Source organism: Pantoea sp. Tr-811 (assembly GCF_011752535.1).
In the GTDB taxonomy this organism is placed as follows: Bacteria; Pseudomonadota; Gammaproteobacteria; order Pseudomonadales; family Pseudomonadaceae; genus Aquipseudomonas.
Map to the genome: position 1 here is coordinate 589,072 of NZ_VWXJ01000001.1, position 12,304 is coordinate 601,375.

At 64.5% G+C, this 12,304-nt stretch carries 10 protein-coding genes; 6 read left to right on the forward strand and 4 right to left on the reverse strand.

The genetic code is table 11. The annotated features are described in order from the left end of the window. Positions 1–117 precede the first annotated feature (117 nt). Complete coding sequence (locus tag F3J44_RS02555; protein ID WP_167270474.1) at positions 118–2,205, forward strand: bifunctional diguanylate cyclase/phosphodiesterase; 2,088 nt, start codon at positions 118–120, stop codon at positions 2,203–2,205. Here F3J44_RS02555 and F3J44_RS02560 read toward each other — a convergent pair. Further along, positions 2,202–2,462, reverse strand: coding sequence for a DUF1652 domain-containing protein (locus F3J44_RS02560; protein ID WP_167061018.1), 261 nt, complete (start codon positions 2,460–2,462; stop codon positions 2,202–2,204). The genes F3J44_RS02555 and F3J44_RS02560 overlap by 4 nt on opposite strands. A 403-nt stretch (positions 2,463–2,865) precedes the next feature. Then, positions 2,866–3,513, reverse strand: a complete 648-nt coding sequence (locus F3J44_RS02565; protein WP_167061021.1) for a DUF1345 domain-containing protein — start codon at positions 3,511–3,513, stop codon at positions 2,866–2,868. A 126-nt stretch (positions 3,514–3,639) separates the two neighbouring features. Between F3J44_RS02565 and xerC the strand changes: the two genes are divergently transcribed. Next, positions 3,640–4,554 carry a tyrosine recombinase XerC gene (gene xerC, locus F3J44_RS02570; protein ID WP_167061024.1) on the forward strand — a complete coding sequence of 305 codons (915 nt, stop codon included), beginning with the start codon at positions 3,640–3,642 and terminating at the stop codon, positions 4,552–4,554. A gap of 15 nt (positions 4,555–4,569) precedes the next feature. On the opposite strand, the gene F3J44_RS02575 is transcribed toward xerC, so the two are convergent. Then, a complete protein-coding gene (locus tag F3J44_RS02575) occupies positions 4,570–5,760 on the reverse strand; it encodes a type II secretion system F family protein (RefSeq protein WP_167061028.1) in 1,191 nt (396 codons plus the stop codon). Positions 5,761–5,771: 11 nt separating this feature from the next. Next, the gene (gspG, locus tag F3J44_RS02580) at positions 5,772–6,197 is read right to left on the reverse strand and encodes a type II secretion system major pseudopilin GspG (protein WP_167061031.1); all 426 of its coding nucleotides are present in this window, start codon (positions 6,195–6,197) and stop codon (positions 5,772–5,774) included. Between the two features lie 183 nt (positions 6,198–6,380). Between gspG and F3J44_RS02585 the strand changes: the two genes are divergently transcribed. The 4 genes from F3J44_RS02585 to F3J44_RS02600 all read left to right on the forward strand — a co-directional run bounded on the left by F3J44_RS02585 (position 6,381) and on the right by F3J44_RS02600 (position 11,714). Further along, on the forward strand, positions 6,381–6,974 hold the full coding sequence (locus tag F3J44_RS02585) for a lytic transglycosylase domain-containing protein (protein ID WP_167061035.1): 594 nt from the start codon (positions 6,381–6,383) through the stop codon (positions 6,972–6,974). A gap of 102 nt (positions 6,975–7,076) precedes the next feature. Beyond that, a complete protein-coding gene (locus F3J44_RS02590; RefSeq protein ID WP_167270476.1) occupies positions 7,077–8,537 on the forward strand; it encodes an ATP-binding protein in 1,461 nt (486 codons plus the stop codon). Between the two features lie 287 nt (positions 8,538–8,824). Beyond that, positions 8,825–10,315: a PAS domain-containing sensor histidine kinase gene (locus F3J44_RS02595; protein ID WP_167270478.1), complete on the forward strand. Its 1,491-nt coding sequence runs from the start codon at positions 8,825–8,827 to the stop codon at positions 10,313–10,315. Further along, on the forward strand, positions 10,290–11,714 hold the full coding sequence (locus F3J44_RS02600) for a sigma-54 dependent transcriptional regulator (RefSeq protein WP_167270480.1): 1,425 nt from the start codon (positions 10,290–10,292) through the stop codon (positions 11,712–11,714). Before F3J44_RS02595 ends, F3J44_RS02600 begins: the two co-directional genes overlap by 26 nt. Positions 11,715–12,304: the final 590 nt, after the last annotated feature.

A 12,304-nucleotide genomic window follows, 5' to 3' on the forward strand; every position in this document is an offset into this window, starting at 1 on the left:
CGCCCAGGTACACCGGTTGGATCCATTCCCATTCGCAGAAACCCCGTGCGTTTCGCCAAAGCTTGAGTACAATCGTCAGTTTTTCCTGGGCCCCCTGTCCCGATGTTGGAACTGCCAATGCTGACCGGTAGCTACTCTTCCTCGCTGGTGTTGATCTCACTGTGTGTGGCCATCCTGGCGTCCTATACCGCCCTGGATCTCACGGGCCGCATCGCCACGGCGAAGGGACGCGCCGTGTACCTATGGATGGGCGGCGGCGCGCTGGCCATGGGGATTGGCGTCTGGTCGATGCATTTCATCGGCATGCTCGCCTTCAGCCTGCCCATCAGCCTGGGCTACGACATCGGCCTGACGGCGTTTTCGTTGCTGATCGCCGTCTTGTCCTCAGGCTTTGCCCTCTGGTTGGTCAGCCAGCCGAGCCTGCCCAGCCTGCAACTGGGCCTGGGCGCGTTGATCATGGGCGCAGGCATTGCCTGTATGCACTACACCGGCATGGCCGCCATGCGCATGCTGCCTGGCATCGACTACGACCCCACCCTGTTCGGTGCCTCGCTGGCCATAGCGGTTGGGGCTTCGGCCGCTGCCTTGTGGATCGCCTTCCGCCTGCGCCAGCATACGCCTTACGTGCGGCAGATCCGCGGCCTGGCGGCGATGTTGATGGGGGTTGCCATCGTCGGCATGCACTACACCGGCATGGCCGCGGCGAATTTCCCCGAAGGCAGCTTCTGCGGCGCGCTGGCCGGCGGCGTGCAAGGCGAGGGCCTGGTCTACCTGGTGCTGATCACCACCCTGGCGGTGTTGGCGGTGGCGCTGCTGACCTCGGTGCTGGATGCACGCCTGGAGGCGCGCACCGCCGAGCTTGCCCATTCGCTGACCCTGGCCAACCAGGAACTGACCCAATTGGCCCTGCACGACACCCTCACCGGGTTGCCCAACCGTACGTTGCTGTCCGACCGGATCGACCAGGCCATTGGCAAGGTGGCGGAGCAGGGTGGCTGTTTTGCCCTGATGTTCATCGACCTGGATGGCTTCAAGCCGGTCAACGATGCCTTCGGCCACCATGTCGGCGACCTGCTGCTCAAGGCCGTGGCGGCGCGCCTGCGGGGCCACCTGCACAGCCAGGATACCCTGGCGCGCATCGGCGGCGATGAGTTCGTGCTGCTGGTGGAGTTGCAGGAACCGGACGATGCCATGGATGTGGCGGTCAAGCAGGTGAACCTGGTGTCGCGTACCTTCCGCGTTGCCGAGCACGACCTGCAGCTGACCGCGAGCCTGGGCATCGTCCTGTACCCCGGTAATGGCCAGGACCAGCTTGAGTTGCTGCGCAATGCCGACGCCGCCATGTACCACGCCAAGAGCGCGGGCAAGAACGGCTACAGCTTCTTCGACGCCTCGATGAACAGCAACGCGCGCCAGCAACTGCAACTGCTGCAGGACTTGCGCCAGGCCCTGGAGCACAAGCAGTTCCGCTTGCACTACCAGCCCAAGTTCGACGCCCAGGCCTGCCAGCCAATCGGTGCCGAGGCCTTGCTGCGCTGGGAGCACCCCCAGCATGGGTTGCTGTTGCCCGACCGTTTCATCGGCCTTGCGGAAAAGACCGGCCTGATCATCCCGATTGGTGAGTGGGTACTGGATGAAGCCTGCCGGCAGATGCGCCAGTGGGTGGACCAAGGCCACGCCGAATGGCGCATGGCGGTTAACCTGTCGGCCATCCAGTTCTGCCATGCCAGCCTGGTCGACAGCGTTGCCCGCGCCCTTGCCGATAACGGCCTGCCGGCCAACCGGCTGACCCTGGAAATTACCGAAACCACTGCCATGCATGACGCCGATGCCAGCCTGATGGTGCTGCAGCGTTTGTCCGACATGGGTGTGGACCTGTCGATCGATGATTTTGGCACCGGGTATTCGAGCCTGATGTACCTCAAGCGCCTGCCGGCCAACGAGCTGAAGATCGACCGCGGCTTCGTGCGCGACCTGGAGCAGGACAGCGACGATGCGGCGATCGTTTCGGCGATTGTCGCCCTAGGCCAGGCGCTGGGCCTGCGAATTGTTGCCGAAGGGGTGGAAACCGACCGCCAGCAGGCATTTCTGACACGGCTGGGCTGCGATTCGCTACAAGGCTACTTGCTTGGGCAGCCGGTACCTGCGGAGGCGTTCATGGCTAATTTGCAGGCGTTGCGCGTGCAAAGCGAGTCGGCTGTCTAGCCTGCATCGCGCAGGCTGAAGGCCGGGGCGAAGGTTTCCATTTCGGCCTCGACGGCTTCGATGATGCGTTCCACATCCGCCGCGGCCATGATCGCCGTGCAGGGAATGCCGGCAATGGCCAGCAGGGTTTCACCGGTGGCCCGGTCGAACAGGCGTGCGACCATGCTGCGCGGCGCATCCATGCTGGCTTCGAAACCCAGCGGGTGGAAATGCCAGCGCATCACCTGGCAGGCGTTGGGGAACGTCAGTTTGTTCATGCCAGCCTCCTTGCCCGTCCTGGGCAGGGTGATCGGGGCCACAGCGCGGCACCGGGATAGTAAACATAGCACTCGGCGCCGTTGAGAATGATGGGCGAATAAGACAAATGTACTAATGCATGACGGTGTTCACAGGCTTGTCATGCAAGGCGCTTGGGCGGCATGTGCGCAGGCAAACGTTTTCCATGGTGGTTACCGGCGGAAAAGGTGCTTAGCTGGCTATCTGATCGCAAGCGGGCGGGTTGGGCTGTTTCGGACGAACGGCTAGAGCGTGCGCAAGGCGCCAAAATTCCCTGTAGGAGCGGGCTTGCCCCGCGAACACCGGCGAAGCCGGTGCCATGCACCGCGGTGCCTGTTTCGCGGGGCAAGCCCGCTCCTACAAGGGGTTGAGGCGCCCAACCGCTCACCCCAACAACCCAGCCGCAATATTGATGGTAAACCCCAGAATCGCTGTATTGAACACGAACCCCACCAACGAATGGGCCAACACCACCCGGCGCATGCCACGCCCACCCACGCCGATGTCGGACGTTTGCACGGCAACGCTGATGGTGAACGAGAAGTAGTGGAAATCCCAATAATCAGGGTTGCGTTCACCGTCGGCGAAGCGCAGTGCCGGCTCATGGCGGTCGCCGGTATAGAACAGCCGGGCGTAATGCAGGCTGAAGATGCAGCCGATCAGCAACCATGAGCCGGCGACCGTCAACCCGGTATACAGGTAGTGCAGCGCCAGCGCACCACCCTGCAGGCCGCGGCTGGACACCAACTGCAAGGTGACGGCGGCAAGGCTGGCGATGGCAGCGATGCACACGGTGAACAACACCAACCCCGCGTTCTCGTCCTCGACCCGGGCCACCTTGCGCACGGTTTCCGGGCTCGCCCGGCAGGTCAACCACAGTACCAGCAACAAATAGAGCCAGACGCCGACGTTCCAGCCACTCAGCACACGCTGCACGGTGTCGTCGGCGGGTATCAACCAGGCGCCGATCACGCCGGCGAGGGCGGCAATGCTCAGGCGGGGGTGGGTACGGGTGAGGCGATGAAGAACCATAGGGGCTCGCTGGCGTTTGCTTGGCTTGAACTCTAGACCACAGATCGCCCAGGCAGTGCGGGTTCGATCAACCGCCGCGCTTTGCGGTACCATTGCGCGCAGTCGTTTCGCTTCAGGATTCACGTTTTGTCCGATCTTTCGCACAGCCCCTTGCTGCAATACCTCGCCCGCCTGGCCCCCTCCAGCCAGCAAACCATGCGCTACGTGCTCCAGGACGCCGCCGACCGGCTCGGCTTCGTCGAATGCAACCTGGCCGATATGCCCTGGCACCTGCTGGAACCCGGCCACCTGATCGGCCTGGTGGCAGCCTTGCGCACCGATGGCTATGCGCCCAACAGCTCGTCGTTGTATGTCAATGCGGTGCGCGGGGTGATGAACGAAGCCTGGCGCATGGGCCTGATCGACCACGAGCGCCTGTTGCGCATCCGCGAGGTCAAGCCGGCCAGCGGTAGCCGCCTGCCGCCTGGGCGCAACCTGCGCCGTAGCCTGATTCGCGAGCTGATGGACGTCTGCGCGGCCGACCCAAGGCCCCAGGGCGTTCGCGATGCGGCGATCATCGCGTTGCTGTATGGCACCGGCATGCGCAAGTCCGAATCGGTGGACATCGACCTGAGCCAAGTGGATTTCCAGGCCCGTAGCCTGCAGGTTACCGGCAAGGGCAACCGGCAGTTGATCAAGTACGCGCCGCCCTGGGCCTTCGACAAGCTGCAAGCCTGGCTCGACCTGCGCCGCCAGGACCTGCCCGAAGGCGCATCGGACGACCCGTTCCTGTTCAACCGGATCCGCCGTGGCAGCCACATCACCCGCGCGCGCATCACCAAGCATGCGATCTACTACATCGCCCGCCAGCGCGGGGCGCAGGTGGGGGTGAAAATCATGCCCCACGATTTTCGCCGGGCGTTCATCACCCGGGTGATCGAGGAGCACGACCTGTCGATTGCACAGAAACTGGCCCACCATGCCAATATCCAGACCACGGCCAGCTATGACCGGCGCGATGACAATGAGCGGCGGCGGGCGGTGGACCGCTTCGACTATTGAGCTTACGGCCACAGGCTAGTGGATGCTCGACGCCAGCTCGAAGATCGGCATGTACATCAAAATCACGATAAAGCCGATCAGCAAGCCAATGAAGGTCATCAGCAGGGGTTCGAACAGCTTGACGAACCACTCTACCCAGCGGCCGATTTCCTGGTCGTGGAAATCCGCGCAGCGCTCAAGCATCTCGCCCAGGTTCCCCGACTGCTCGCCGGCGCGCAGCAGCCGTAGCGACACCGGGGTCACCAATTGCCCCTGTTCCAACGCATCGGACAACGAGAGCCCTTCGCCCACCCGCCGGCTGGCCTGCTCCAGGCCCTGGGCCGAGGTGCTGCCGAGCAGGCCGCGGGCCATGCCCATGGCGGTGAGGATCGGAATGCCGCCCTGCAGCAGGATGCCCAGGGAGCGGTAGAAGCGTGCCAGCTCATACATCACCAGCCGCTGGTGCAGGGCCGGCAGGCGCCGCAACTGGCGCGAGCCAAAGCGCCGCAGTTGGGGGTTGCGCCGCAACACCACCAAGGCGCCAATGCCGCCTGCCGTGGCCAGGGCCAGGGGTAGCTGTTGGGCATGCAGGAACAGGCCGATATCCATCAAAACCCGCGACAGCCAGGGCAGTTCGCTGCCCATGCCCTCGAACACCAGGCTGAAGCGCGGCACCACGTAGCCCAGCAGAAACAGCACCACGCCGCCGCCTACCAGCAACAGCAGCAGGGGGTAGACCGAGGCGCCCAGCAGTTTCTGCCGCACCAGGTCCAGGCGCTGGCGGTAGCCGATGTAGCGGGCCAGGGCATCGCCCAGCGCGCCGGTGCGCTCGCTCGATTGCACCAGCGCCACATACAAGGGGGGAAATACCCGTGGCTGCTGGGCCAATGCCTGCGACAGCGAACGGCCTTCGTACAGCTGGCGCACCAGCTCGCTCAGTACCTTGCGCGGCGTGCCCAGGGGGGCCTTTTCCGCCAGGCTTTCCAGCGCGTCGATCAAAGGCAGGCCGGCGCGCAGCAAGGTGGTCAGTTCCTGGCTGAACAGCACCAGGTCGAACACCGTTGCCCGGCGCCAGGCCAATGCCCGCCAGTTGCGGCCCTGGCCGCGCACGCTGACCACCCGCAAGCCCTGGTCCTGGGCCTGGCGGCGGGCCTGCTCGGCGTCTTCAGCGTCGATCTGGATCTGCACCACGCCCTGTCTGCCCAGGGCCTTGAGGCTATAGCGCATGGTCGTTCTCCTTATTGCCAGCTGGTGATTTCGGCGTTTTCGCCTTCGCCGCCGGGTTGGCCATCCTTGCCCAGCGACAGCAAGTCGTACTCGCCGCCGTTCTCGCCGGGTTGCCGGTAGATGTACGGGCGGCCCCAAGGGTCCTGGGGCACCGCCTTCTGCAGGTACGGCCCGGTCCAGCGTGGCTCGCCACTGGGGGCGGCCACCAGGGCCTGCAGGCCTTGCTCACTGTTGGGGTAATGCCCCACTTCCAGGCGGTACAGGTCCAGGGCCTTGCCCAGGCCCTCGATCTGCGCCCGCGCCACCTTGGCTTCGGAACGGCCGAGCTGGCTGAAGTACTTGGGGGCGACGATGCCGGCCAACAGGCCGAGCACCACCAGCACCACCAGAAGTTCGAGCAGGGTAAAGCCGCGTTGGGGGTTGGGTTTGCGCTGCATGGTGTAGACCTCCGCTGCTGGGGACAGGCTTTTCACAGCCCCATGCAACAGCCGTGCACGTCTGCCTCGGGGCCTTGCGCCATGCGCCATGGCAAGCGGCACAGTGCTTGCGGTGTATCAGCAAAGCCCGGGTTTTCCGGGGCATTTCCCCCACAACGGGGGCACGGCGGGGAGGCGACCGACATGCGCGCGATGATCCTGGTGATGCTGTGGCTGGCGGCGGCAAGCGCCCAGGCCGATGTGTACATTTCCATCGATGCCAAGGGCGGCTACGTACTGAGCAACGTTCACCGGCCGGGGCGCCATTACGACCGGGTAATCAGCGAACCTGTGGCCCAGGCCGGCCCCCGCGATGCGCAGCTGATCACCGGCCGGCCCTATGCCGACCTGGTGGCGGCGGCGGCACGTGCGCACAATGTGCCCCAGGCGCTGTTGCATGCGTTGATCAAGGCTGAGTCCGGCTACAACCCCAAGGCCCGCTCACGGGCCGGCGCCGTGGGCCTGATGCAACTGATGCCCGACACGGCCCGGGAAATGGGCGTGGAGGATATCCTCGACCCCGAGGACAACGTGCAGGGCGGTGCGCGCTACCTCAAGCGCATGCTGACCTTGTTCGACAATGACATTACCCTGGCCGTGGCCGCCTACAACGCAGGCCCCGACGCGGTGCTGCGCCGCGGCGCGGTGCCGCCGTTCGCCGAAACCCGGCGCTACGTGCCGGCGGTGTTGCGCGAGTACCGCAAGCTGCAGGGGCTGGCCGACGATTCACCGCTGTAACCGGGGAGGGCTGCATAAAGCGCGCATTTCGTCCTGAACCACGCGGGGTTTCCCCAGCACTGGGCTATAACCTTCAACAGGTGCCCAGCCGTGGAGTCCGACATGGACATCGCCCCCCGTCACGCCATGCCAGCGCCGCCTGCCGGCAGCGAGGCCAGCGCCGCGCGCAAGCCATTCGACCTGCTGCGCTGGTACGCCTGGGTCAGCCTGGCATTCATCCTGTCGGTGGCGGCAGGGCTGGGGCTGATCTCCAGCCGCTTCATCATCGATGAGAGCATCGAGCGCGACGCCTTGCTCACGGCGCAGTTCATCACCTCGATTGCCGATGCCGAGGTGCGCCATGTGTCGATCCCCAATATACGCACCATGGGCGAACTGCTCGACCCGCGCACCGACCATGTGGCCATGCCGGGTGTCGACCCCCAGGCGCGGCGCAAGGCCCGTGGCGAGTTCCTGGACCATATCGCCCATCTGCCCGACATGCTGCTGGTGAACATCTATGCCCCGGACCGCACGGTGATCTGGTCGAGCAACCCGGCGTTGATGGGCAAGCTGATCGAAGGCGACGAGGACCTGGACCGGGCCTTCGAGTATCGCCTGCGGGTGTCGGCGAGCTACCACTCTGTCGAGCAGGCGCGCAGCGAGCAGAAGTTCATCACGCCCCCCGAGCAATTGTTCATCGAAAACTACATACCGCTGCTCGATGCCGACGCCGACGAGGTCATGGCCATGGTGGAGATCTACAAGGAGCCCCACGACCTGATCGTGCGTATCGAGCATGGCCTGATCCTGCTTTGGGTGGCCATCGCCGTTGGTGCTGCGCTGGTGTATGTCGGCCTGTACACCATCATGCGCCGGGCCGTGCGGTTGATGGCGGTGCAACAGAAACGCTTGATCGGCAGTGAAACCTATGTGGCCCTGGGCGAGGTGTCGTCGGCCGTGGCCCACAGCCTGCGCAACCCGCTGGCCAGCATTCGCTCCAGCGCAGAGCTGGCCCAGGCCTTCGACGAGGGCCCGGCGCAACGCAACATCAACGAAATCATCAGCCAGGTCGACCGCATGTCGCAGTGGATTCGCCAGCTGTTGCAGTCGCTGCGCCCGCTCAATGACGAGACGGTGCCGGTGGAGTTGTCCCAGGCCCTGCAGGAAAGCCTGCAGGCCTTCGCCGTGCCGTTGGCCCGTGCGGGTGTGGCCCTGGATGTTCCCGCGTTGCCGGCGGTTCAGGTGCTGGCCCAGCCGGCGTTGCTCGCGCAGGTGTTCAGCAGCTTGATCGACAACGCGCTGGAGTCGATGGGCGAGGGCGGGCGGCTGAAGGTGGAGCTGGTGAAGCGCGACCGGCGCAGCGTTACCCTGCGCCTGTCCGACAGCGGCAAGGGCATGAGCGAGCAGCAGCAACGCATGGCCTTCAGGCCATTTTTCAGTACCAAGCAGGGCGGCCTGGGTGTGGGGCTGGTGCTGGTGCGGCGGATCATGGAGCGCTTCGGCGGCTCGGTCAGGTTGAGCAGCAGCCAGGGGCACGGCACTCGGGTATCGCTGACCTTTCGCTTGGCGAATACAGGATAATTTGCATCAAGTATTTCTTGTAAATAACTGATAAATAAAGGTTTATGGTTTTTGGGTGAAAAATACCCAAATGTGGGGAATTTTCATGATAAGGAATCTAGGATGTAGTCGTAATACATTGATATTTATGGATATTTAAATTTTGTTTACCGTTGGCTGATTTTTTGCTTTTACCCATGTGCGACACACGGCCGTTACGTCAGTCAGGGACAGCGCCACCCTATCGCTACCAGTCGTAGTAGTGAGTGGGGGCCTTCTGAATAACATCCCCAAGCGGGAGCCATGCGATGCAGATGCTGGGAAACGACCTTCCAGGCAAAACGGCAAGCCTGCCTGCCAGTGGCCTTGCCGCGCCGTTTCAGCCGTTCAACCTGCTGCGCTGGTTTTCGCTGATCAGCCTGCTGATCATCACGGCGGTGGCCGGTGGCCTGGGCTATGTTTCCACCCGTTTCGTCGTGCGCGACAGCGTGCAGCGCGACGCCATGCTCACCGCCCAGTTCATCCAGGCCATGGCCCAGGCCGAGGTGCGCCACTCGCAGTTGCCGCCAGGCACTACCATGGGCGAGCTGATCGACGCGCGCTTCGACCAGCAGCACTTGCAGTTCAGCCCGGCCTTGGCCGAGTCGACACGGGAGGAATTCCTCGACCATGTCGCGCACCTGCCCGACGCCTTGCTGGCCAATGTCTATGCCAGGGACCGCAGTATCGTCTGGTCGACCAACCCGTCACTGGTGGGCAAGCGCATCAGCGATGACGATGACCTGGAGCACGCCTTCCGCTCGCGCAAGTCGGTTTCCGCCAGTTACCACAAGCCTGAGGAAGACCGCGAGGAGCAGCAGTTCGAGCGTGAGCCGCGCCACCTGTTCATCGAGAACTACATTCCGCTGTTCGACAGCCAGGGCGAGCAGGTGCTGGCCATGGTCGAGATCTATAAAGAGCCCCAGGACCTGATTCGCCGCATCCAGCGCGGCTATGTGCTGATCTGGGCCTCGTCCCTGGTGGGCGGGGCGCTGATCTACTTCGGCCTGTTCTGGATCGTGCGCCGGGCATCGCTGATGCTGCAGCACCAGCAGGAGCGGTTGGTCGCCAGCGAAACCTATGTGGCGCTGGGGGAAATGTCCTCGGCGGTGGCCCACAGCCTGCGCAACCCGCTGGCCAACATTCGCTCCAGCGCCGAGCTGGCGCAGGAAATCGCCAGCCCGCTGGCGCAGAAGAACATCACCGACATCATCAGCCAGGTCGACCGCATGTCGCGCTGGGTGCGCGAGCTGCTGGTGTCGCTGCGCCCGACCAGCGACAACCCCGAAGTGGTGGACCTGGTGGCGGCCATCGAAGACACCTACCTGGCGTTCGCCCAGCAGATCGAGCGCAATGGCGTGCGGTTTGCCTTCGAAGGGCCGCAGGTGCAATGGGTGGCCAGCCAGTCGCTGCAGCTTACGCAGATTCTCAACAGCTTGTTCTCCAACGCCCTGGAAGCCATGCCCAAGGGCGGCGAGCTGCGTGCCCAGGTGACTGTGCAGGACGGTGGGCGCGCGCAGCTGCTGTTGAGCGACACCGGCAAGGGCATGACCCAGCAACAGGAGCGGATGGTGTTCAAGCCGTTCTTCACCACCAAGCAGGGCGGCCTGGGCGTGGGCCTTGCCCTGGTCAAACGCATCATGGAACGTTTCGGCGGCTCGGTCAGCCTGAGCAGCCGTGAAGAGGAAGGAACCCGCGTCAGCCTCACTTTCAATATTGCAGCGGGAGGGGACCATGGACCACAGCATTCTGGTCGTTGAGGACGATGAGGTTCTCGGCGAGAACATTCGCACCTACCTGAGCCTCAAGGGCTACGAAGTGGTGCTCTGCGACACCGCGGAACTTGCCTTGGAGCAGATCAAGCGGGCGCAGCCCGACGCGGTGCTCACCGACAACTCGCTGCCCGGCATGAGCGGCCATGACCTGCTGCGTACACTGGTGGCGCAGGCGCCGGAGTTGAAGGTGATCATGATGACCGGCTACGGCAACGTCGAGGATGCCGTGCAGGCCATGAAGGAGGGCGCCTTTCACTACCTGACCAAGCCGGTGGTGCTGGCCGAGCTCAAGCTGACCCTGGACAAAGCGCTGGCCACCGAGCGCATGGAACGGACCTTGTCGTTCTACCAGGAGCGCGAGGCGCAGAAGTCGGGCTTGCAGGCGTTGATTGGCGAGTCGCCGGCGATGGTCAGTCTCAAGCACACCCTGCGGCAGGTGCTCGACGCCGAGCGGCGCATGGCCAGCGACGACTTGCCGCCGGTGCTGGTGGAGGGTGAAACCGGCACCGGCAAGGAGCTGGTCGCCCGGGCCCTGCATTTCGATGGCTCGCGCGCCAAGGGGCCGTTCATCGAGTTCAACTGTGCGTCGATCCCGGCCAACCTGCTGGAAGCCGAGCTGTTCGGCCATGAGAAGGGCGCCTTTACCGATGCCAAGGAGCGTCGCGTCGGGCTGGTGGAGGCGGCCGATGGTGGCACCTTGTTCCTCGATGAAATCGGCGAGATGGACCTGGTGCTCCAGGCCAAGCTGCTCAAGTTGCTGGAAGACCGCAGCATTCGCCGGATTGGTGCGGTGAAGGAGCGCAAGGTCGACCTGCGGGTCATCAGTGCCACCAACTGCAACCTGGAGCAGATGGTGCAGCAGGGCAAGTTTCGCCGCGACTTGTTCTTCCGCCTGCGCATCATTGCCCTGAAGGTGCCGCGCCTGCATGCGCGTGGGCAGGATGTGCTGTTGCTGGCCCGGCATTTCCTGGCCCACCACGGGCGCCGTTACGGCAAGCCGAACTTGCGCTTCAGTGCCGAGGCCGAAGCGCTGATGCTCAGTTACACCTGGCCCGGCAATGTGCGTGAACTGCGCAACATGCTGGAGCAAACGGTGCTGTTGGCGCCCAACGAGGTGGTGCAGGCGCACCAGCTCAACCTGTGCATGACGCTGGTTGACGAGCCGCTGGCGCAGCCCACGGCGACCGTGTACGAGATGCCCCGCTACGAGCCGCAAGCGTGCACCAGCTTGCCGGACATGGAGCGGGACCTGGTGTGCAAGACCCTGGACCGCACCGACTGGAACGTGACCAAGTCGGCACGGATTTTGGGGCTTTCGCGGGATATGCTGCGTTACCGGATTGAAAAGCTCGGGTTGAGCCGGCCCGACAAGCGGCAGTGGTGAATGCCTGGGCAGCAACCAACCCCGCCCCGCTAGGACATTGCCCAGCCCTGCGGGTCGCGCAATCCCCCGGTAGGAGCGAGCGTAGCTCGCGATGGGCTGCAGAGCAGCCCCGGCGGTAAGCGCCGCGAAGCTGAGACGTTGGGGCCGCTGCGCGCCCCATCGCGAGCTGCGCTCGCTCCTACAGGGAATTCGCGATGCAGTTAGGCTGGCGCGGCGAGGGGGTAGGCTATCAGCGCTGTGTGTCGCCGCTACCCTGACGGCCCATGCCCTCCGAGCCGCTGCCATCCATTCCCGGCAGGTCGCGGTCATCGTTCAGCTTGGCCGGCGGATTCCACCCTGTATGCGCGGGTCGGTGTCCCGTGGCATGGGCTTTTCGATCGGGTTCAGGGTGCTGTCGACCCCAGGCTGTGGCGCCGGGTTGTGGGGGTCGTCGGGGTAGACAGCGCACGCCAGGCCAACGCCGCCCGGTAGGAGCGAGCGTAGCTCGCGATGGGCTGCAGAGCAGCCCCGGCGGTAAGCGCCGCGAAGCTGAGACGTTGGGGCCGCTGCGCGCCCCATCGCGAGCTGCGCTCGCTCCTACAGGGAATTCG